Origin of the sequence: Methylobacter luteus IMV-B-3098 (assembly GCF_000427625.1) — a bacterium.
In the GTDB taxonomy this organism is placed as follows: Bacteria; Pseudomonadota; Gammaproteobacteria; order Methylococcales; family Methylomonadaceae; genus Methylobacter; species Methylobacter luteus.
Map to the genome: position 1 here is coordinate 4,139,843 of NZ_KE386569.1, position 23,185 is coordinate 4,163,027.

The 23,185-nt window shown below is 47.9% G+C and carries 17 protein-coding genes; 13 read left to right on the forward strand and 4 right to left on the reverse strand.

From position 1 onward, the window contains the following. The first annotated feature begins 1 nt into the window (after nt 1). From METLU_RS26160 to METLU_RS0121665, 3 genes are read left to right on the forward strand one after another with little or no spacing between them, the layout of a single operon-like run. Nucleotides 2–1,447, forward strand: a complete 1,446-nt coding sequence (locus METLU_RS26160; RefSeq protein ID WP_051300118.1) for an acyl-CoA reductase — start codon at nt 2–4, stop codon at nt 1,445–1,447. After that, nucleotides 1,447–2,235 (forward strand): class I SAM-dependent methyltransferase, encoded by a 789-nt coding sequence (locus tag METLU_RS0121660; RefSeq protein ID WP_027160037.1) that lies wholly within the window; start codon nt 1,447–1,449, stop codon nt 2,233–2,235. The genes METLU_RS26160 and METLU_RS0121660 overlap by 1 nt, the downstream gene beginning before the upstream one ends. 6 nt (nt 2,236–2,241) lie before the next feature. Continuing rightward, nucleotides 2,242–3,579 (forward strand): cytochrome P450, encoded by a 1,338-nt coding sequence (locus tag METLU_RS0121665; protein ID WP_036243382.1) that lies wholly within the window; start codon nt 2,242–2,244, stop codon nt 3,577–3,579. 27 nt (nt 3,580–3,606) lie between these two features. Here the strand turns inward: METLU_RS0121665 and METLU_RS0121670 are convergent, their stop codons facing one another. The 3 genes from METLU_RS0121670 to METLU_RS0121680 all read right to left on the reverse strand — a co-directional run bounded on the left by METLU_RS0121670 (nt 3,607) and on the right by METLU_RS0121680 (nt 7,667). Further along, nucleotides 3,607–4,947 carry a cytochrome P450 gene (locus METLU_RS0121670; RefSeq protein ID WP_196806582.1) on the reverse strand — a complete coding sequence of 447 codons (1,341 nt, stop codon included), beginning with the start codon at nt 4,945–4,947 and terminating at the stop codon, nt 3,607–3,609. Nucleotides 4,948–5,170: 223 nt separating this feature from the next. Beyond that, nucleotides 5,171–5,965: a hypothetical protein gene (locus METLU_RS0121675; protein ID WP_027160040.1), complete on the reverse strand. Its 795-nt coding sequence runs from the start codon at nt 5,963–5,965 to the stop codon at nt 5,171–5,173. A 1,036-nt stretch (nt 5,966–7,001) separates the two neighbouring features. Continuing rightward, a complete protein-coding gene (locus METLU_RS0121680) occupies nt 7,002–7,667 on the reverse strand; it encodes a Crp/Fnr family transcriptional regulator (RefSeq protein WP_027160041.1) in 666 nt (221 codons plus the stop codon). A 370-nt stretch (nt 7,668–8,037) separates the two neighbouring features. Between METLU_RS0121680 and METLU_RS26165 the strand changes: the two genes are divergently transcribed. The 10 genes from METLU_RS26165 (at nt 8,038) to METLU_RS0121740 (ending at nt 21,809) form a co-directional block, all read left to right on the forward strand. Beyond that, on the forward strand, nt 8,038–11,430 hold the full coding sequence (locus METLU_RS26165) for a tetratricopeptide repeat protein (protein WP_051300120.1): 3,393 nt from the start codon (nt 8,038–8,040) through the stop codon (nt 11,428–11,430). 19 nt (nt 11,431–11,449) lie between these two features. After that, the gene (locus METLU_RS0121690; protein WP_027160042.1) at nt 11,450–12,034 is read left to right on the forward strand and encodes a hypothetical protein; all 585 of its coding nucleotides are present in this window, start codon (nt 11,450–11,452) and stop codon (nt 12,032–12,034) included. A 145-nt stretch (nt 12,035–12,179) separates the two neighbouring features. After that, nucleotides 12,180–14,384 carry a CHASE2 domain-containing protein gene (locus METLU_RS0121695; RefSeq protein ID WP_051300122.1) on the forward strand — a complete coding sequence of 735 codons (2,205 nt, stop codon included), beginning with the start codon at nt 12,180–12,182 and terminating at the stop codon, nt 14,382–14,384. A 204-nt stretch (nt 14,385–14,588) separates the two neighbouring features. Beyond that, entirely contained in the window at nt 14,589–15,755 is a 1,167-nt protein-coding gene (locus tag METLU_RS0121705; protein ID WP_155920667.1) for a right-handed parallel beta-helix repeat-containing protein, read from the forward strand. 58 nt (nt 15,756–15,813) lie between these two features. After that, nucleotides 15,814–16,603 (forward strand): IS5 family transposase gene (locus METLU_RS27560; RefSeq protein WP_155920432.1). Its coding sequence is split into 2 segments (ribosomal slippage): nt 15,814–16,076 and nt 16,075–16,603, totalling 792 coding nucleotides; the frame shifts between segments, so codons are not numbered across the junction. Between the two features lie 341 nt (nt 16,604–16,944). After that, entirely contained in the window at nt 16,945–17,184 is a 240-nt protein-coding gene (gene vapB / locus METLU_RS0121720; protein ID WP_027160045.1) for a type II toxin-antitoxin system antitoxin VapB, read from the forward strand. Continuing rightward, nucleotides 17,181–17,585, forward strand: a complete 405-nt coding sequence (gene vapC, locus METLU_RS0121725; protein ID WP_027160046.1) for a type II toxin-antitoxin system tRNA(fMet)-specific endonuclease VapC — start codon at nt 17,181–17,183, stop codon at nt 17,583–17,585. The genes vapB and vapC overlap by 4 nt, the downstream gene beginning before the upstream one ends. Nucleotides 17,586–18,306: 721 nt before the next feature. After that, a complete protein-coding gene (locus METLU_RS26170) occupies nt 18,307–20,295 on the forward strand; it encodes an alpha/beta hydrolase (RefSeq protein WP_051300124.1) in 1,989 nt (662 codons plus the stop codon). Nucleotides 20,296–20,454: 159 nt separating this feature from the next. After that, entirely contained in the window at nt 20,455–20,586 is a 132-nt protein-coding gene (locus tag METLU_RS29040) for a hypothetical protein (protein ID WP_269209326.1), read from the forward strand. A gap of 266 nt (nt 20,587–20,852) precedes the next feature. Continuing rightward, on the forward strand, nt 20,853–21,809 hold the full coding sequence (locus METLU_RS0121740; RefSeq protein WP_036243385.1) for a hypothetical protein: 957 nt from the start codon (nt 20,853–20,855) through the stop codon (nt 21,807–21,809). A gap of 360 nt (nt 21,810–22,169) precedes the next feature. Here METLU_RS0121740 and METLU_RS0121745 read toward each other — a convergent pair whose 3' ends face one another. Beyond that, nucleotides 22,170–23,054 carry an IS982 family transposase gene (locus tag METLU_RS0121745; RefSeq protein ID WP_027160048.1) on the reverse strand — a complete coding sequence of 295 codons (885 nt, stop codon included), beginning with the start codon at nt 23,052–23,054 and terminating at the stop codon, nt 22,170–22,172. Nucleotides 23,055–23,185: the final 131 nt, after the last annotated feature.

Consider the following 23,185-nt stretch of genomic DNA (forward strand, 5'->3'; position numbering starts at 1 on the left):
TATGCCTACTAATCGTAATATCTCCTGGATACCTGCCTGGGTAGACGCCAAGCAACTGGACACCTTCAATGCCAATATCACCAATGACCAGGGCGGACAGCCCTGGCGATGCGCCAGGCCTTTGGGCGAGCACTGGGACGGCATCGCTGACGGGCTTAGAGAGTCGGCGGCCGTATTGCGCAGCATTCCCATTGCCCATATCGTTGAGACTATCGATAAAGTCACGGCCAAGTGGTGCGACCGAAACTGGCCAGTGCGACAGGCGGCACGCGCAGCCGTCGTTGAAGCTACGGGCTTTTCCCCGGAAGTGGTCGACAGAAGCTTCGATGTCGAATTGAAAAATTATCGGGCTGATTCCCTGTGGCGGGTGTTATATCGCGAGCTGGGCGATGCGGCGGCACTGGATGGTTTTGTGGCCGATGCCAGACTGCCGGGACGCACTTACGCAATAGGCCCTGAAATTACGCTGGCGATCTTTACCGGCAATGTGCCGGGCCTGCCGGCCCTGTCTATGGTCAGGGCCTTGCTGGCCAAGTCGGCCATCATCGCCAAGGTGGCCAGCGGGGAACCTACTTTTGCCGCCCGTTTCGCCGAAAGCCTCGCCGAAGAGGACGCGCGTATAGGCGATGCGTTGCTGGTCACTTACTGGGAACGCCATGAGCGCGAACTGCTGCAAACCGTTCTGTCTCAGGCAGATGCCGTCATCGCTTATGGCAGCATCGAAGCCTGCCGTTCGGTGCGCGAACTGGCCCGCGATAATCGCATTTATCTGGAGCACGGCCATAAATTTTCTGCGGGTCTCTTGGGGCATGATTATCTCGCCCGCCTGGGCGCTCCGCTCATTGCCGAGCGTATCGCCGAGGATGTGGGCACATTCAATCAACATGCCTGCATCGCTCCGCAGGTTTATTTCGTGGAAGGCGACAGTGCAGCCGTTCATCAGCTGGGCGATGAGCTCAGCCGTGCCATGCAGGCTTACGCAAAACAATATCCGCTGGGCAAATTAAGGCTCAAGGATGCCCAAACCCTGCAATTGCAGCGCGCGGCGCAAGCCTGGAAAGCAACCGTTACCGATGTCGGTAGCGGCTTATGGCAGGATCCCGCGCTGAACTGGACTGTAGCGATTGAAAAAGATCTGGCTGAACACAGCCTGTCAGGGAACCGTTATATCGGGCTTATTCCCGTGGACAGTCTTGAACAGGCACTGAAAGCACTGCGGCCTTATGGCGAATTTCTGCAAAATCTCGCCTTGGGCGTTGATGAGCCTGAACTGTCGGTTCTGGCAAGAAGGGCGGCGCTAATGGGCGCGAGCCGCATTTGCCAGCCGGGGCGCATGGCGGAGCCCAGCATGATGTGGCGCCATGACGGCCACATGTGCGTTGCCGGATTATTACGATGGTGCGATATAGAAATGCACGACGCCTTAAATGAACAGGAAGAACAATAATGCGCAGATTTCATCTGTTTGAAACAGTCGACTTGAACTGGTGGCCGCAGGTTTTGCGTGACGGGGCTACGGACTGGCTGCGATTCATGATAGACAGCCACAAAAACTTCAATCTTATGGCGCCCAAATTGCGTGACACGCTGAATAAGATGGGCACCAGCCAGATCATAGATCTGTGCGCCGGCGGCGCCGGCCCCTGGTTGACGCTGGAGACGGAACTGGCAAAAACCGGCGAGGTGCAAATTCTCCTGAGCGATTTTTTTCCCAATGAAAAAGCCTTTCGCTACACGCTGGAACAGTCCGGCGGCCGCATTCGCTTTCATCCGGAACGGGTGGATGCGATGAACGTACCCTCATCGCTGAAAGGCGTGCGCACCATCATCAGCGCCCTGCATCACTTTCACCCTGAACAGGTGCAGGCGATTCTTGCCGATGCCGTCAACACCAGACAGGCCATCGTGGTCATTGAGGGTTCCGACCACCGCCTGCGTGGCAGTTTGTTTATGCTGACCATGCCGCTGTTCATGCTGCTGTTAATGCCCTTCGTCAAGCCCTTTCGCTGGCCGCGTCTGTTTTTTACCTATCTGGTCCCCATCCTGCCGATGGTCGGCCTGTGGGACGGGACCGTCTCCATGCTGCGCACCTACACGCCTGAAGAGCTGCGCGAAATAATCGGCCGCATTCCGGCGCAGGAGACGTTTTCCTGGGATATCAATACGCAGGCAATTCCCGGCTCTCCCATAGGCATCACGTATCTTATCGGTACTCCAAATTCAACCGTTTCTTAAGTAACCATGAATACTCAACCGCAAACAGTGCGCAGAACACTTCGGCAGTACTTTTCCGAACTGGGGCTGCTGCTTGAAAATCCCTTGTCAGGCTTTGAGGTTTACCAGCAACGCTGGGGGGATGTGGTTCCTCTGCCTATTCCCGGTTTGCGGGCTTTTCAAATTACCCACCCCCAGCAGGTCGGCATGGTACTGAAAATACCCAATCGGGATCAGATGGCGACCAAGTCTCTGAAAGACCTGCTGGGCAAAGGCCTGCTGACCAATCAGGAGGACGACTGGCACTGGCGGCGGCGCATCATTGCCCGTCCGCTGGGGCCCAAAGCCATCACTACGTATATTGACGATATGTGCCGCCTGACCGAAAACTGGTTTACCAGGCTCAACCCGGAAGGCAAGGAAATCGATGTGACGCCCGAATTGATGGGGCTGGCTTTCGATATTCTGATACACACGGTTTTCGGTTCCAATATCAGCATTGACAAAGAAAGCATATTGTCACTGCTTGAACAGTATATGCGCGAATTTACCCTCGATAATACCGGCTGGCGGCGCTGGCTGCCTCCGTTCATTGTCACGCCGGGACGACGGCAGCGACGCCGGGCGATTGCCGGCATGCAGGGCTTGATCCGCACTGCCATTTCGCAGCGCCGGGCCGCGCCTGAAAGCGATGATCTTCTGTATCGCCTGATGACCGCCCAGGATGAAGAGGGCAACAGTTTCAATGATGAGCAGCTGCGTGATGAATTGCTGACCATGATCCTGGCAGGTTATGACACGGTAGCGCTAATGATTGGTTATGCCTTATGGCTGCTGGCAAAGCATTCTTCAATTCAGGAGCAGGTTCATGAGGAGCTGAAAGCGAATATCACCGACTGGCCCCTCAATGCCAATACTTTTGCCAAACTGCCCTTGTTAAATGCTGTTCTGGATGAGTCGTTACGTCTGTATCCGCCCGCTTACATCATTGGCCGCGAAGCCGACAGGGAGCTCGACATGGAGGGTTTCCGCATAAAGCGGGGCGACCAGCTGCTGGTTCCGCTGTGGGTAGTGCACCGCGACCCGCGCTGGTGGCAGGCGCCGGGCGAATTCCGCCCAGAGCGCTGGCTGAACGGCGAAACGGACAAGCTCCCTGCCAACGCCTTCTTCCCGTTCGGAGGCGGGCCGCGCCTGTGCGTGGGCGGCCATTTTGCCAAACTGGAAGGTGCGATTATTCTGGCGACGATTTTGCGCCAAAGCAGAGTCAGTGAAGCAGATGATACTCAACTGAATCTGCTGGCAAGCGTCACCTTAAGACCGGTTGATGGCATGCGTCTGCGTTTCCACAGACGCATGCCTGAATAATTTTAACCTGCTGCGCTGTTTAGTTTATCAATCCTTATTGATTGGCTTTAGATTCAACCGGATGCCTTGCCGTGCCCGTAATGTAATGCTTGGAATCAGATCCAGTTTGTAGCCTGGAACAGGGCTGATTTCAAACTGTTGTAGAATAAGTGACAGCACGACCATGCCTTCGTATTTGGCAAAATAACTGCCCACGCACAGGCGCGGGCCGCCGCCGAACGGGAAGAAGGCGTTGGCGGGCAGGCTGGCGGTCTCGCCGTTCAGCCAGCGCTCAGGACGGAACTCGTCCGGCGCCTGCCACCAGCGCGGATCGCGGTGAATCACCCAGGCCGGCGCCAGCAACTGATCGCCTTTCTTGACTGCAAAACCGCCTATTTCCATATCGCTTTCAGCCTCTCTGGCAACCACATAAGCGGGCGGATACAGGCGCATGGCTTCATTCAAAACGGCATCCAGCCGTTGCAATGCAGGCATGTCATCCATTTTGGCATGACGGCCGCCGAGTTTTTCCTGTAGTTCCTGCCGCAATTCATTCTGAAACTCGGGTCTATGCGCCAACAGCCATAAAGAATAACTCAGCATCAGTGCCGTGGTTTCATGACCTGCCAGAATGGCTGTCAGCACATGATCGCGCAATTGTTTGTCGGTCAGGTGTTCGCCTTTTTCATCAACCGCCTGAATCAGGCGATACAACAGGTCATTGTCAGGCTCTGTTTCTTTACGCCTGGCTATGGCCTGATAAACAATATCTTCCAGTTCACGCATTGCCAGATGACGCCGTTTCCTGCCAGGCGTAACGATGGCTTTGGGCAACAGACGCCGCCAGCTGCTGTTGTCCAGATAAAATTCGTACATATACTCATCGAGCGCCTTGGCGACGATATTTCTGTCCACCGGGATTTTTGAACCGAATACCGTGCTGATCAGAATTTCCAGCGTCAGCGTCAATGTAGCGGCACTCATGTTAAGGTCATCGGCGGAAGGCGTAATCGTATTATCCATCCAGTCATGCGTGATCCCTGCCATCGTATCAATAAAACCTTCAATAACACGCGGTGCAAATGCGGGCGAAATAAGACGGCGATGTTTTTTCCACTCAGGCCCATTATTGGTCAACAGACCATCGCCCATAATGTCTGATATGGAACGTGTCGTGGCATCTTTGCGAGGCAAATTGAGTATGGCGCTGACATGAGCCGGATGAAAAAACTGAATGGCGCGTATGCCGGGCAAGGGAAGAGGTACTATGTCTCCCCATTTATTTTTGGAATGCAAAAAACCATCCAAAGGATTATTGATAAAACCAAACATCTCTACAAGATAACTCGCAGAGTTCCTCTGTACGGGACGCACATCAGGGGTATTCATAATAGATTCCTCAAGGTGACGAGAAAATAAAGGCAGGTTTGGACTTAATCCTAAATCAGCGAATGAGAGGAAATGCGCCTTAAAACCCATTGCGTAATTTTAAGGCGCGGAATAAGCGCTTGGAAACAAACCAGAGGTTGTAATACCGTATTGGTTGGCAATAACGGAAAACAATATCGATTGACTTTGTTATAGGCGCTTAAAACTGGATTAAATATTAAATCTAGTTTCCGTTTTTATCAGAAAAGGTCAGAACATTACGCACATTGTACTGTAATGTCTGGCCATCGTCGGTCAGGACGGGTTGGCTGAAACCGCCAGACACGCCGACTCCAAAGGTTTCACTTCCCAGTTCACACATGATAGGAAATGTGATGATTCCTGGAATTGCTGGGCCGGCCGGTATCATAGGCTCCTTTGCCCGGTAGGACAGAATGATTTCCCGTTTCTTTTCGCAGTGCTTGCCTTGATTCTTTTCACATTGATCAGTCAGGACGTTGTAGTTTCCATCCACAAAGAATGTACCGGGCGGCACATAATGACCCGCCAGATGGCCGCCTAAAACCAGGCCGTTAGGATCAATAACGCGTGCCTCCCAGCCGCCATCACGCACTTCCCAGCCTGATGAGGGTATTTTCTCACCGGAAATCACATAAGCGCGATAATGGGAAGCTCTCTCAACCCGGTAAGGATGAAACCAAATGCGTGGATCGTTATCAGCGTCGATGCCAAACTGCTCTTCGAAAAACTGCAGGGCTTTTTGGCGGACTTCTTCAACTTCAGCATCAGTGCGGTGCATGATGTTGTATTGAAAATCCCAGGCTACTTCTTCGGGTTCAGGTCCAGCCTCGCTCAGAGGGATGGAACCGTTTGCCATGAAAACCATCATGGATTTGAAGTTATCAGGCAATATGCCTTTCTTGGGTTCAGCCTTTGTACTATCAGCCTGAACAGTATTAATGCTAAAAGCCAATGCGGCAATAACTAGAGTAATTTTTTTATGAGAAAATTTTTTCATTTTTAACCTATTATTTTTTATAAATTGTATAAATGCGTATTTTTATTTTGGTACAAAAACAAAATTTAGATAAATAAAATTATCATATTTATTATAAAAAATACTATATCTCAACGAGGCTTATGTTTCATACATCAAAACGAATACAAAGCCTGTATATCGACAGATTATTTTTCTGGTATCCCAATGTGCGTCATTCTATTTAATTTTCCATGAAATATAGAATTTATGATTTTTCAATCGAGTCCAAAGGTATTATGCAATAGGGAAAATATAATATTTATTAAATAATATATATTTATCTTTTCAATGAGTATTTATCTGTTCCAGTCTGTATAAGCCTTTTAGAATCATCAATCCTTAGCCGATGAGTTAAATGAAGGAAGATATAACTTTCCGACGAAACACGACAAGTCGACGGCCTCATGGTTGATTCCTCAAGGATGTAATAAAGGCTAAGTTGCCTTTAGCGAAGGATTTTATCTGAATTCTGCGAGTGCCCTATGTAAGAAAATCACACATTGTTTGTGTAATTTTTCACAGATTCCGTCGATCTATTTCTTCAAACTATCTTACAAAGACTGAATGACTAACAGAACCCGATCAATGGTTGAGATTTTTAAGGGTTATAAATTTGGCAGAGTTTAAACTTTCAGATTGGATTCTGAAAATTCCTGCTGGAAGGATAAAATCGAGAACGTATTTTAACTTTATATATCAAGTTAATTAGATTAATAAGCTTATTTTTAAATAAAAATTAAGTTTGTTTCGGATCAATGCATATGTATATTGATAATATCTTTAAAGATAAATCTAAACATAAAAATATACAGCGTAAAGAGTGACATCCTTTGGAAAATGGATGCCTTTAAAACTGATCATCCGAATTTTTCATTCCTAAAATGGACAATTATCGGCCCAGCCTGACAAACTTTGCGACAGAGCCCGGTTTTATTCAGCGACCACTTGAAAGTCTGCGAGGGTTGGCCGCGAACCAGGTTTGAAAGAAATTAATGCAACAAAATTATATGAATCGTCACCAGGATGCCGGCAATGTGCGTTCAATTCTGAGTATTTTGTCTTGAATTGTAATATAAGCGCCTTTGGTTAATTCCTGCATGACTTTATTAATCATCTCTCTGGATGAACCGACCATATTGGCTAATTCTTGCTGGCTGGGCATATCGTAGATAACGAGAATATCGCCTTCTTTATGGGCCATTTCATAGAGTTGTTTGATGGTTCTTTCATAAACATTTGACAAAGCCAGGTGTTTGACCTTTTCAGTCAAATACCTGATTTTTTCTGACAAGGCGCCTAACATACTGATCGCCGCACCCGGGTGCAGGGTAAGCCAATTGATAAAATCTTCTTTAGAAATAACACCGCATACGGTTGTTTGCAGGGCTATCACAGAAGCAGATCTGGTTTTATCACTGAGTAATGCCAATTCACCAAAATGAGTACCGGCTTCCTGGATAAGTAACGTAACTTCCTTACCTTTTTCATCACTGGAAAAAACGCGCACTTTGCCGGAGAGAATGATATAAAGCGAGCCGGTTTCGTCACTTTCCGTGATAATAATTGCTTGTTTTGGAAATTTGACTGACTTTGCTTTTGCTGCCAAAGACTCAAGTGTTTCATCGGGCAGATTAGCAAGAAAATGGATTTTTTTTAGCGCCGGGAAGATTTCTTGTGGCATGGTGAATCCTTAATAATACAATGAAGCCAATTAAGCGCATTGTAGCAGGTTCTACCGCGAAGCTTGTTAAGGTAGGGTGATAATTATCGGCCTTAATAATTGAAAACTCGAATAATCGGTTTTAAAGGCAGATTCTGCCTTGTCTGTCTTCATAGCTACGCCGTATAAGTTTAATGTTTTCCAGAAATTATAATATTCGGGCGTCAGGTTCAAAGCCAATAATTCTGGACAGTTACATAATTATCTATAATGCCTTGATTATTTTTTAAAATTAAATTTCTTGAATTAGCTTGAATTTAACTTAAAAATAGAGCTAAGTATTAATACTTATAACAAGCGTAGAAATTTCTTCTTTAAAAAAATAAAAAAAATGCATTATCTACTTGCTCTATTACTGTTTTTATTTGCGTCTGAAAGTCGGTCGGAGGGCGAAGTTGCCGATAAAGACTGTAACAATAAACCCGCCGCAAAATTGGTTTCTTTACAGGGTAATGTATTTTTCGATCCTGATAACAGGGGACATTGGCAAGCGGCGCAACTCAATGAAACAATTTGCGAAGGCAGTCGGGTGCGGGTGGCGTCTTTCAGCCGGGCTTCCCTGCTGCTGCCTGACAATATTGTCTTGCGTCTCGATGAAGGCACTGTACTTAGCTTAAATGGCATTGCTCCCGACAAGCCCACTTTGCTGAATATGCTTAAAGGCTTTGTCAATTTTATCAGTCGCACGCCCAGACATCTGCAGATCAATACTCCGATTGCCAATGCCGGACCCGAAGGCACCGAATTTGCCATCAGCGCAGATGAGGCCAAATCCTCGTTATGGGTTTACGAAGGCAAGGTCAGGTTTTTCAATGCGCAGGGCAGCATTCGTCTCGAGCCGGGGCAGGGCGCGCAGGCCTACCGGGGACAGGCGCCGCAGGCGCAGATCGACATCAGGCCGCAGGATGCCGTGGCGTGGGCACTTTACTACCCGCCTTTGCTGCCATACCCCGATGCCGGCACGGACATTGACGCCAGTCTTCGCACCGCGATACGGGATTTCCGCCAAGGACGAACCGATGCGGCGCTGGCCCGGCTGGATGCGCTGCCGCCGGAACAGCGGACGGCCTATTTTTACAAAATACGCGGCGCTATAAGACTCACCGTCGGCCGAGTTGAGCTGGCCCGGCAGGATATACAGGCCTTGCTGGCCGGCAACCCCAACGATGCGGAAGCGTTGGCATTGCAATCCGTATTGGCGCTGACGCAAAACCGGAAAGATGAAGCCTATGCGCTGGCAGAGCGGGCGACTGCCTCAGACCCCCGTTCGGCCACGGCGTATTCCGCCCTGTCTTACGCGGAGCAGGGCCGCTTTGAACTGGACAAAGCGCTGAAGGCGGCCGAGCTGGCGGTGAAATACGCGCCGCACGATGCGATGGTCTGGGCGCGCCAATCCGAACTGGAGCTTGCCCTGGGGAGGCTGGCTGACAGCGAAAGAAGCGCGGAAAAAGCGTTAGCGCTGGATGCCGGTCTGGAAAGAACACAAACCGTAGCCGGATTTGCCTATTTGCGGCGCATGGACACGGATAAAGCGTTACAAGCCTTTGAAAAAGCGGTCAGACTGGATTCCACCTCGCCTCTGGCGCGATTGGGCCTGGGTCTGGCGAAAATCCGCCAGAGCGATTTAACGGCAGGACGCCAGGATCTGGAAATTGCCGCCATTCTCGATCCCAACAATGCCTTGCTGCGCAGTTATCTGGGTAAGGGATATTTCGAAGAAAAACGCAATGCGCTGGCTGAAGATCAATTTAATCTGGCCAAGGAGCGCGATCCCAACGATCCCACGCCATATTTTTACGACGCGATGAAAAAGCAGACCGAGAACCGGCCGGTTGAAGCGTTGCAGGATCTGCAGCAGGCGATGGCCTTGAATGACAACCGCGCGGTGTATCGCTCCAGGGAGTTGCTGGATTCCGACCGGGCCGCACGCGGGGCCAGTCTGGCGCGTATTTACGATAATCTTGGCTTCGAGCAACGGGGCGTGGTCGAGGCGATCAGTTCGCTGCAAACCGATCCTACCAATTATTCCGCCCATCGTTTCCTGTCGGATACCTACGTCAATCAATCCAGCCGGGAAACCGCGCAACTCAGCGAACTGCTGCAGGCCAAACTGCTGCAGCCGATCAATATCAATCCGGTGCAGCCGCATTTGTCGGTATCGCAAAGAGGCCTGCTGAGCGCTTCCGACATGGCCAATTCATCGTTCCAGGACTTTACCCGCAATTTCGAACGCAATCGCCCTCAGCTGATTGTGTCCGGGGTGGTGGGCAACATGGACACTTATAGCGATGAAGTCACGTTGAGCGGGCTGCTTGACAAGTTTTCTTATAGCCTGGGGCAGTACCATTATCAAACGGATGGGTTTACCAGAGCGCCTGAACCTCACTTATCGGAAGAAGAACGGCATAATACCGATCAGCGGCATGATATTTACGATGCTTTTTTTCAGGCAGCCATTAATGACCGCTTGAATGCCCAGTTTGAATATGTGTACAGGGAAACCGAACAGGGGGATTTTAGGCAGGATCTTATTACGAAAGGAAACTCATATCTGGAACGGGATAGACTGAGAGAAAATATTTACCGGGCGGGTCTTAATTTAAGATTATTTACTGATGATCATTTGCTGGCTTCATATGTTCATGAAGATTCTTTTACTCATGAAGATTCATTTGGGGCTTCTCCTGAGCTTTCGGGGCAACGTGTGAAGGATATTAGCAATAGTAGCGATTTTATTGAAGGGCAGTATCTGCGCCATGGTCAGTTCTATAACGTCATAACCGGGGTTAGTTTCTATTCAATAAAAGAAAAAAAACAGACTCAAAGTTCGGAGGAAGATGGGGCTAATAACGGTCGTAATGGACATAACGAGTATGCCTATCTTAATTTGAAATTGCCTCATCGAATAACCGGAACACTTGGATTATCAAATGATTTTTCCCATGCAAAAAATCAAAAAGATAAGCTGCGGATATATCCGAAAGCCGGTCTGATGTGGGACATCAGCGATAAAGCTAAACTCAGATTGGCCTACTTCAGGGGCAAGAAAAGACCATTAGCAGCGGTGCAATCCATTGAACCGACCCAGATAGCCGGGTTTAATCAATTTTTTGACGATTTTGCAGATTATTCTTTTTCATTTTATGGAGGAGCGCTGGATTTTGTTATACAGCCTACAGTATTTGCGGGAGTAGAGCTTTTTCAAAGAGATGCTTTTAATGCATCAGTAGGCACTTTAGCTTCGAAAAAGGATTCAGCAGTAATTTATCTGAACTGGGCTCCGTTGGATCGATTTTCAATCTCCACGCGCTATCGGTATCTGTACAACAAATATCCCGACAAACTCGCCCCTTTTGATAGGAAGTTTTTTACTCATAGTGTGCCCTTAGAATTCAGATATTTCGATCCTTCCGGGTTTTTCAGCAAACTCACTGGAACTTATGTAAACCAGGAAACAGGAACGTGTGCAAGCCAAGACCAAGCGTGCTTAGATGACCTAGAGGGTGATAACAAAGAGTCAAGTAGCTTTTTTCTGCTTGATGCGGCAATTGGCTATCGATTGCCAAAACGGCTGGGTATTGTGAGCCTTGAAGGGAAAAATTTGTTAAATAAAAAATACCGGTTTGAGGACATGAGTCGATTCGAAAATAGCAATATATTTTTCAATGCTAGTGAGTTTATTCCACAAAGGGCGATTTTTGGTCGTATAGTTCTTAATTTTTAATCGATAACAAGGGGGGGGAATGTCTAAAAATATTGGAAATATCAATTATATCCAAAAAAATAAAACAATAGTTTTAAGTCTTATAGGTGTTGGTTTTCTTACAGGCGCGGCGGTTATTGACAAGGTTGTCCCTGGTCAAGAGATCGCTGATGCACATAGAATACGCTCTGTTGAAAAACTCAATGTTCCACCTTATTCAGTAGTTCCAAAAGATAAATTACTCCAGATTAAGCCGAAGAATGAGCCAATGGCATTGATATATAACGGATGGGTTAATGCAGGTACGGTGTCAGGTTATAACGTGCAATACCGTACAATAACAACCGCTTCAGATGTCATATATCAGATTCTTGGCACATCTACTTTAGATGGCAGTCAGCTTGGATTTGCCTGTTTTTGTGCAAACAATAATACAAAACTAATCTGGGAAGGAATGGCAAATAGCGCGTGTGCTGCCGCGAATCCGAATACTCCAGTGAAATTGGATAATGCTATTATGGGTTCTTATAAAGTATATAACGTTCCCATACCTGATGGTTCTTGCTGTAAATCCGTACCCAGAGTTGGCACTACTAACATACCGGGTTTGCCCCCATGTGGTTGAAAATCGGTAATTTCCAACCACTGGTCTTAACTTAAATAATATCGGCATTTAACCCGTCAAAACCGGGTTAAATGTTTTATTAATCAGCAAATCGATTGCTCTCAATCCGCATTAACCGTGAATTAAACTAAAAGGCCTATGCACAATGCGCCATTCCCTGCGGATAATCACGATTGCCCTAATCACCTTATTGTCCGGAAGCGCCATTGATTATCTGACCGGCCTGGAAACAGCACTGGGCCTGGATGCTTTATTCCGAATCCGGGGCCAGCGCACGCCGCCTGATGAAATTGTCGTCGTCGCCATGGATGAAACTTCCGAAGCCGCTTTAGGGGTAGGTCAGGATTTAACCCGCTGGCGCAGCTTTCATGCCCGGCTGATACGCGAATTGCAGCGCCAGGGTGCGGCGCTGATCGTGTTTGATCTCCAGTTTATTGCTTCCCATCCCGATCATGACCTGGACCTGGCATCGACCATGCGAGCAGCAGGCAACGTGCTGGTGACGGAATGTGTACAAGAATTACGGCGCGGGGTTGAGGATTTTTACGGGCGGGAGGAGTGTTCGGAAAGTAATAAGAAGCCATTCGTACAAAAGGATGGCGTGCAACAACAGCCGCTTTCCGAACAATTGATTGCCATGCGCGTGATCGGCCCTACGCCGGTACTGGCCGAGTCTGCATTGGATCGGGCACCGTTCTATCTGGCTAACGACGCGGAAGATCCCATCATTCGGGAAGGCTGGACATTTCTTGATGCGCTTGCTGAAACACCGACTTTACCGATACTGACGTGGATGCATTATCTTCAGCGCACAGGAGCGTTGCAAGATAAGATCCATCCCGAGCCTCCTTTTTCTGTCTGGCTAACAGAACGGCGTAGGCAATGCCTGTCTGCCGTAGAAAAATCTTCGATAAGCTTGCCGGCAAAATCCGGTCTGGAGCGCCTTATTGATGAGGTGATTTGCCTGGAAGACAAACGCTACCTTGATTTCTACGGCCCGGCGCAGACCTTGCGCATGGAATCGTACAGCGACGTTTATGAAGGGAAAGTTACCAACTTATCAGGCAAGGTAGTATTTGTCGGGAAGGCCAATCGCAAGTTTTCACCCGGTCACATCGACTACTTTCAAACGCCCTTCAGCGACACGCGCAGCGGCAAGATGGCGGGAGTAGAAATTATGGCTACGCAATTTGCCAATTTACTCGAAGGCCGTAGTATTGCATCGCCGCTGCCGCCAGGGTTATCGTTGATGGCGTTTGGATTAATGATTGGTTGGTTGCTGACTGAGTTTGCCGGGCTTCCTGGCATGGTAGCGAGCTTGTTGGCTGGCGGCATCTATGCAGGCATGGCTGTATGGTGCTTCAGTCGAAGTGGCATGTGGTTGCCTGTGGCTGTTCCGTTATTGCTCCAGTTGCCCCTGGCTTGGTTTGTTGCTTCATTATGGTCGCGCCGGGATCTGTTAAATGAAAGAAAGCGAATTCTAGCTTTTGTCCGCCGCGTGTTTCCACAATGGCTGCCCTTTGTTTCAGCATCACCGGGGCAATGGCATTCAAAAAAAGGAGCAGAAGAATTAACATATCAACGGGATGTCAGCGGAGTTTGTCTTGCCACAGACATTGAAGGCTATACGGCTGTTGCCGCGCGTCATACTGCCCATGAAATGTGGGAATTATTAAGTACGTATTACCAAGTGCTGGGCCATACGGTGAGTTCTCATGATGGGATCATCCCGGATGTGGCCGGTGATTCAATGATAGCGGTATGGATCGATTTACCTGTCGCTCAGCGACTGTCAGCCTGCTTGGCTGCGCTGGAGATGGAACTGGCGGTTGAGCAGTTTAATGCAACATCAAGTACATGCCAGCTTCCCACACGTATCGGTTTACACGAAGGTGACATGACACTTGGAAGGTTAGATGCAGGGGAAGGTAGTCACTATCGTGCTATTGGCGATACGGTAAATACCGCTTCACGCATTCAAGGTGTAAACAAATTTTTAGGAACGCATATTTTAGCTTCCGCAGCAGTTGTAATCGGCTTGAGCAATGTAATTTATAGGCCAGTAGGTAGTTTTCGTTTGGTTGGACGAAATGAACCCATAGAGCTTGTGGAAATTGTTGGCAAGGAGGCAGAGAGCAATATGGCTAATTATGCCAAATACGAGCAATTCGCCTCGGGATTAAAGGCATTTCGGCAAGGCCTGTGGGAAGATGCTGTAGTCAGTTTTCAAGCACTGCTAAATATTCATGGACACGATGGCCCGACCAGCTTTTATTTGGACTTGGCACTGATTTATCGGAACAACCCGCCACAGGAATGGGACGGCTTTATTACACTGAGCGCAAAATAAGGTTCTGTTCCCCTCTGTGCCAGCTCGTAGGGCGGAATAGCGATAGCGTATTCCGCCGCATGTTAGCTTTCATTCGGCGCATTACGCTATCGCTAATGCGCCCTACCTGTCGCCCAACAGTTATGCCATGAACGTAAAATGGCGGATGAACGGCCTGTTTCTGTGTCCGAAAAAACTTGACCACTACAAAGCAAGGAAAAATTTATGAACCTATTAAATCTTAAAATCCGCCGCCTTGCATTCTTATTATTGGGAATAAATGCCTCGAGTTGTTCCCAGATTGGGATAGCAAACTATTCAGCGTCTGCAAGTACCAATTCCTCGAACTGTTCCCAGTCAGCTGTACAATCTGCCATAGACTCGGCAGCATCCGGCGATACGGTTTCACTCCCATCTTGTTCGGCGACTACTTGGAGTTCCAAGGTAACCATTCCAGGCTCAAAAGGCATTACCCTTGATGGTAAAGGATCGACGATTACTGGAGCCGTGGATGTGACCCAGAATGACAGAACCTCGACACGGATTACCAACTTTAACTTTACATCACCTAAATCCGTTTATTTTCATGGCACACCTTCAAGTGCTACAGCACGACTGGATCACTCCAAAATATCCGGAGGCGACTCATCAATCCTGGTTGAAGTTGAAGGCAACGCGCCGGTATTAATCGATCACAATGTATTTACTGGCGGCGGAGCATCCGAAATGATCCATAACTATGGCACCTGGGATGACAGCGGATGGAAAGATGATGTAACGCCAGGCGGTCCTAACATGGTTTTCATCGAAGACAATACCTTCAACAATACAGGCGCAAGCGGTAATCCGGCTTATTTCTGGGGTACTTCCGCGGTCCAAAGTTACTACAGCGCCAGAACCGTGTTTCGACATAATACGCTGAATATGGCTCAAGTCGACCAGCATGGCACTCCAGGCATGGTAGGCGCGAGATGGTGGGAGATTTATGAAAACACTTTCAATGTAATAGAAAATGGTAATCAGTCGAGTTACATGTCCATCCGGGCCGGCAGCGGCGTCATTTTCAACAACCATAAAGCAGGTGCTCAAAATCAGGGCGCAGGCACTATTGAACTCGTCGAGGAAGACTCAGGCTATCCGGCACTCTATCAAATTGGCCGAGGCAGGAATCAGTCGCTCGATCCCGCCTACGTATGGGGCAATGATGCATCAATGCAGGTTGTTAGCAACAGTTCCAACGTCCAGAAGGACCGAGACTTTTATTTATTTGCCAAACCGAACTATAAGCCTTATGCCTATCCTCATCCAATGGTAGCCGAGACCTCTCGTTTAACTTGGCCAATTAAATCAATACCACCAATCAATCCTAAACCTCTGATAGAACCAAAATAACGGTATCGGCCGCTTAGAGCCTGTTCAATATCTGCTGAGTATGATAGATAATGAGGGCATGAGAAAAGTGTACCCCAGCGACATCAGTCGCGAACAATTTGAACCGATCAGAGCTCTGCTAGAAAATGCTCGCAAGAAAACCCGACCTCGTACAGTGGACTTGTATGAAGTGTTCTGTGCCATTCTGTACTTGCTGAAGAGCGGCTGCCAGTGGCGCATGCTGCCGAGCGACTTTCCGAAATGGCGCACGGTCCATCATTATTTTTCGTTATGGAGCGAGAAACCTGAAGGTGGAACCAGCCTGCTGGAGCAGGCATTAAAAAAATCAGGTTGGCGAGGCCCGTACCAGACAGGGGCGCAACGCCAGGACGAGTTTCTGCATCGTTGATGCACAGAGTGTCAAAAACACCGACTGCGCACGCAGCAAAGGTTATGATGCCGGCAAAAAGGTTTCAGGTATCAAGCGACATATTTTTGTCGACACGCAAGGGTTACCCCATGCAATTGCCATCACCACGGCGGACGTCAGTGATCGCCAAGGGGCGCTAAAAACCATTGAACAGAACTGGAAAGACTTAACTGAGGTCACTTCGCTGCTGGTCGATGGCGGCTATAGTGGCCAACCCTTCGCCGAAGCTGTTCAGAGTCTGCTTGGCGCTTCGGTGCAGGTGGCCAAACGCCATGAGCTTCATACCTTCGCTGTCATTCCGCAACGCTGGGTAGTAGAGCGTTCGTTTGCCTGGCTGGAGAAGTGCCGAAGATTATGGAAGAACACTGAGCGCTTGCTCAATACCAGCTTACAGTTCGTTAATCTGGCCTTCCTGGCGCTGTTGCTACGGAGATATTGAACAAGCTCTTAGGATCAGGAAAACCTTCAGCTCGATTTGAACATAATGGCCTTGTTTATTTAACTCTTATCCAACCGCAGGCTGAGCGATTTGTCACTTTTCAAAGTAGGCGCCGGCAAAGCGGCACATAGCGAGCTGTTGGTCGCCGTTAGGCTTGGAGACGTTTCATGAATCCATTATTTCACAGGTTTTAAATCTTGCGGGCGGCCACTTAGCGTGGCCGCGCTATCCTTCCCCGTCCTGAACGACGGGGTTTGCCGTGTATTCAGATCAACTTAGTGACATCACAAGTACAAAAGATATATACTTATGGAATATATCATTTAACAGGAGGCAACATCATGCATACTGCAAAACTATTTCAAAACGGCCGCTCACAAGCCGTGCGCCTGCCTAAAGAATTTAGAATAAAAGGTAAAGAAGTCAAAATTTCCAAACAAGGTAATAAAATCATTTTAGAGCCTATAGAAGCCTCTTGGGACGAATGGTTTGCAGCGATCAACCAATTCTCAGATGACTTTATGCCGAACGGACGCGAACAGCCCGAAACTCAGGAACGCGATTGGAGCGGGTTTGAGTGAAAGCCTACTTGCTGGATACAAATATTTGTATCTATTTAATCAAGAAACATCCACCGGAAGTTTTGAAACGCTTTCAAGAAATTCAAATCCAGCAATTGCATATTCCTACCATTACTGTCTTTGAGTTGTATTATGGCATTGAAAAAAATAACTCCCATAAACGTAATTTAAAAGCACTGGAAAATTTCATCTCCCCGTTAACCGTCGTGGATTTTAGTTTAGAGGCGGCGAAAAAAGCCGCGTATATTCGTGCAACGCTCCAGAAACAAGGCAACTCTATAGGGGCTTATGATATTCAAATTGCAGCCATTGCTTTGTCCTTAAATATGACGTTACTCACCAATAATACCTCTGAATTTGAGCGGGTTGAGGGCTTAAAACTGGAGAACTGGGTGAATTGACCAGGCTGTATAAGGACTTAACACCCACCCGCTCAAGCGGGTGGGTTCGAACGGCAGATAAAGTCCGGGCTGACACTGTATTGTAAAGCCACGGCCCGCACGGTGTTGCCTGCTTCAACGACCTCGGCTACACGTCTGCCCAAGTCTTCTGAAGAAGACTTGGGCATGGTGGGATCTGACTCATGTTGCCTCACACGAGGTTAGTTCATAACACGTTTTTATTTGACCGATAATTGCTCTAGTAACAGGGCGAATTACAAATTTCGTTAGCCGCATAGTTTAAAAACTAGTTTGTTTTGAGAATACCAGGCAACTTCACTGCATCATCAGCATTTCCCCATTATTCACTGAAGAACGCTGTAAAACCTCGGGTTCAGGCTGTTTTATGAAGAACAGCCTGAACTTGCGCAATCTTAATTTAAGTGTCTGAAATAACAAGAGACTTTATATGTGTTCTTAATTAATTTTTCAGATTTGAGTGTTTTTTCAGATTGCTTCTATGGATATTTTAGGTTAGCTTGATTGAGACTACAGTCGAGATTGAGCTGATGATTTCACCGACGCAGTATCCGGTTTAATTCCGCCAGCCGATAGTCCATCTGTGCCCATCAAAAATTAACGCAACAGAACCTATAAAAACCTTAATAAAAGAGGTGTGATAATGATTCTTAAATATATTCATCGGTGGTCTACTGTGTTGTTACTTGTTCCAGGAATGGTTATGGCAAACCAAATCGCAAACAAGAAGCCGCCAATTATTGACTGGCAAGCGTGTTTTCGAGAATCCGGCCTCCCATTTTTTTGTGGGTCTGCCGATGTACCTCTCGACTATAATGCGCCTGACGGGGAAAAACTAAACCTCGCCCTGATTAAATTGCCAGCAACCATACATGAAAGAAAAAAGCCTGGAAGAAAAATTGGATCGCTTTTCTTCAACCCCGGAGGGCCTGGTAATTCGGGAGTCGACTTCGTGCTCGGCATTGGCCAATTTCTTCCGACAGAAATCCGCACATACTTCGACGTCATCGGCTTCGATCCTAGAGGGACATCTCGCAGCAGTCCTCTCCTGTGCTTTGATGGTCCAGTTAACGTGGGTCCAATTATCGTGCCGCAGTTCTTTTTCCCCCGTAATCCTGACGAAGACGCCTCGAAGGAAAAATTCGATAGAAATCTGGCCATGGCATGCAAATATAACGGGGGCAGTGTGCTTAATCATATGTCAACCGCTAATGTTGCGCGAGATCTCGATTTCCTCCGTCAGGCAGTTGGCGATAGCAAACTAAATTATGTGGGCTACAGCCATGGGAGCTTTCTCGGCGTCACTTATGCGAACCTATTCCCTAACAAGATCCGGGCCATGGTTCTGGATGGCATTGTTGATCCCATAGCCTACACGACCGGTGTCGGCGACGAGGGATCTACGCTACCAGTTACCACGAGATTCCACATAGATGAAGGGTCGCAGGCGACGCTGAATGAATTTTTCCGACTTTGCGATCAAGCGAGTTTAGATCAGTGTCCCTTCGGCAATGATGCGGCCAGCAAGTTTGATTTCATGGTCGATCATCTGCGAGCGGTTCCTGTGCATCTGTTCGATCCGACCATCGGTCCTTTTGACCTTACCTATGACCAGTTCATTGCAACGGTTTTCAGCGTAATGGCGAATTCATCGGGATGGCCACTGCTTGCTATTGTCTTGAATGAAATTCACGCCGCTATCATTGACGGTTCGGAAGACGCAGCCGAGAGGGCGGGAACGGCATTTGTCGCTTTAGCTACCGCCATGGGTGGCGTAACTAGTCCCGGTGATCTGACACGCACCGCACAGCAATTCGCGTCCATGTGTACCGATACCAATAATCCTGATAATCACGCGGCCTGGTCCTTGGCGGGAGAAGCGGCCGATATAAATGTTGGGGTATTTGGGCGCATCGGGGCCTGGCAATCCAGCCCTTGTGCAGTTTGGCAGGGTAACGATCCAGATCGCTATCTCGGCCCGTTTACTCAAAAGACCTCAAAGCCGATACTCCTTGTTGCAAACCGTTTCGACCCCTTAACACCGTATGAAGGAGCCCTGCAAACACACAGCCTCCTGCCCAATTCAGCCCTTCTGACCCTCGAAGGTTGGGGACATACGTCACTGCTTCTCTCGACCTGCGTGGACCAGGCTGTGTCTCGCTATCTGCTCACCTCCAAAGTTGCCAGCCCTGAAGCTAGCTGCCAGCAAGATGTAGTACCTTTCGCCGACGCATTGTCGGAACCGATATCCTCCGGCGAAACATCTCCTAAAGAAACATCTCCTAAAAATGACAAAGTGGATGCAAAGCGGGAGAAGATGCAAATCCGTGGACAGGCCCTGCACAAACAGAAGTTAAATCCCAGCGGAACATTTGAAGCACCTTCTGTTTCCGCTACTTATGATCCTGCTACGGGCACAGCAATTATTCCGGCAGTGCAGGTTGGTGATAAGGTTGAGTTTTCCAATGTCAAATTGGGGTTTAATCCCGGAGGAACACTGAGTGTTCTTTCTTCTGAAGCGCCTCAGGCTCCCGTTGCGGCGGCTAGCGCCACCTATGATCCCGTTACCGGCATGGCGACTATTCCAGAGGTGCTGGTTAAGGGTAGAGTTGAGTTTGTAAATGTTAAATTGAAGGCCAATCCGGATGGAACATTCAGCGTTCTTGCTGCTGAGAAACCGCCTGTTTCCTAGACTTTCACTGCTTATGATCCCGCTACGGGCACAGTGACTATTCCAGCGATGCAGATTAATGATAAGGCTGAGTACACGAATAGAAATGGACCCAAAAATCAGACGGTAGTAAGTGATAAAACGGCTCTATGGTGATTTCAACGTATGAGGAAAAAAACCATGAGCAAGAAAAGAAGAAGTCACTCACTGCAGTTCAAAGCCAAGGCGGCCAACCACCGCAAGCTGCGGCAGTCAAATGCTGCCGTGGCGAGCGTTGTTGGAAAAGACAGAGTCAAACTCCGTCAGGTGTGAATCAAGAAGACGAGTGTGAGTGAACCGCTGATGACGCATCGAAACATACTCCCTCGGCATCAAAACCGGGGGCCTGATTTCTGCCCCCGACGAAGATTGGGGATGCCTGCTGACTGCCCAACTGGTGTTCGGCATGAAGGTGGCGTGACCTTGATTCAGGCTTTGGTAAGGAGAAACCTGTCGTCCCGATGCGAAGGGGATAGTGCGCAAGGCGCTGTCAATTTCACGAGCAAACGAAAAACTTTACAAGATAGCATGAGAAAATAATGAATAATCAACCGTTTATTTTCAATCAGCTGCATATAGAAGTAGCGCGTAACGCTTCTGATGACTTCAATTTGTTTCATGACAAGTACAAATGGCTACAAATTGTGCATAACCCGTTCAAAGGCCCTATCGTGTTGGGTTTTCAACTCAATACCCTCATCGAATATCAAATGGGCCTTTATCGAAAAATGCATCATGAAAACAAAGTGATTGCCGAGAACAATTTGCGTTTCAGTAACTATCAAATCACTTTTGTTAACGCCGTCCGCCCTCGGGTACCAGTCTATCTGGATATTAAAAAAACACTGATTAACACTATCCCCAGCCTGACGCTCGGTAATCGCATTGCTATGAAATCGGACGACAAAACCGTGCTGCTGGGCTTTAAAAAAGAAACCCAGGCGCCGCTATTTTTAGCTGACACCAAACTTGACAGTCTGCCCGATCTTAATGAAGTTCCGGATTGCACCATCGTTCCCGGCACTGATTATTTTCTTAAACGGAAATATCTGAACAACGGGGCGGTTAAAAACTTTCTGTCCGGGTCGTTCGCCGAGCAATCCGATTATTTCGATGAGTTAAGGCATATTGCGCAGTACCCGGAGATATTTCCTTGCAGCCTGAGCTCCGGTGCCTTGCTGGAAAAAGCGCAATTAGAAAATCATGACTTTAAACTCAATCCTATGGTTTATACGTCTCATGAGATTTCAGTGGATCGGCACTATTTAAGCTCGATTAGAAATAATGAAAAGCTGCATATTCTGGTGGATCAACGCCCGGAATCAAGGAACAATACCTTAAACCAGACCAATATCATGCGACGGACCTATAATTGTTACGGGTTGTTACAAAACAATGACGTCTTATTCAGAATCACGTTGAACCTTGTTTCGTTAAAAGACATACTCAAAAATCTTTCTGACCAGGGAGTAAACAGAAACTCCCGGAATTTTTGAAATCCGATTACCGGGCGTTGTTGAATAAATCAGGTTTTCAGCATTCCAGTCGTTTATATGAGCTTATCCTGGCTCTACTCTTCCAATCGATATCACTGCATGCCGTAAAACATAACGAGAGCCGCAGCCATAAAATTAAAAAATCTCGTTATCGCAAGTAGTGGTTCCACCACACAAGAACGCAGTTTGTTCAGCCGCTGGCGACACACCGCGAGACCCCATATTCAAACCCTTGCTGACCAAGGTCGCATAAGGCGGCAGCGAAAAACAGGTTCTAACCCGCGAAGCTATGTTGATTCAACAGAATGACCCATCCGGATCTGCCTGTGTCCATAAAAATCTAACTAACCTCAGTTCGGTTTAAGCATTCGAAATAAAAGGCAACCAATCGACATCGCGCAAATTGAGAGCCGGCTTTTTCTCCTGATAGGTATAGGCCACCAGACAAGCGATGATATTGGACAAATAGTTGCTCAAAGAACGATGCCGCGAGTGTTCAAGATCGCCAATATTCTTGAGTTGATCATTGATCGTTTCAATGATGCTACGCTTGCGCAGCAAACATTTGTCAAACACATCCATCACTTGCGGCTTCATGTTTTTCTTCAGCGTAGTAATCAGCGTGACATTCTGATGGGCCAATAAGTCAGTTAACTTCCTGGAAATATAGCCCCGGTCGCCAAACAGCTTTCCCGTCAATGATTTCACCAGATCGGGGACTGGTTTGCGATCATCGACATTGCCCGGTGTGATGCAAAATGACAGAATCTCGCCCTGGTCATTGACGATCAGATGCAATTTGAAGCCATAAANCCAGCCGGTCGACGATTTGCCGCGCCCGGCTTCCTGGGTGAAGGTTTTGTGCCGGGGAATACGGATATTCTCGCACACGCCCAGCGGTGTTGAATCAATAAAGGCAATACCTGCCGAAGCGCCTCGGCGACTGGCCATAAAGGCGGTGAGCGGCGCCAACAGTTTTGGCATCAGCTCGATAAAGCGATTATAGCTTAGCAGATTAGGAAACTCAGCTCGCCAATAGCGCTGCACATGCCTCAGATAAAACCATTTGAAGGTTCGAAAACCGGCTTGATGGTAAGCCACTAAAATCGTGATCATCTCGCTATCACTCATCCGATGGAGACGATGGCGTTTCTTCTTACCTTGGGTTAATTGATTTTTTTGCCAGTCCGCTATAAAGGTTTGGCAAAAATCGTCCACATCGCAGAATAAGTGTGTTAATTTCATAAAGGCAGGTTTTTGTTCGGAGAAAGTTAGCGTCGAAAACTTATTTTCTCTTTTATAACAAGAACCTGCTCCCTTTTTTATCCCGAACTCAGGTTAACTAGCGCTAGAAATGGGCAGTTTGGCCAAACTTT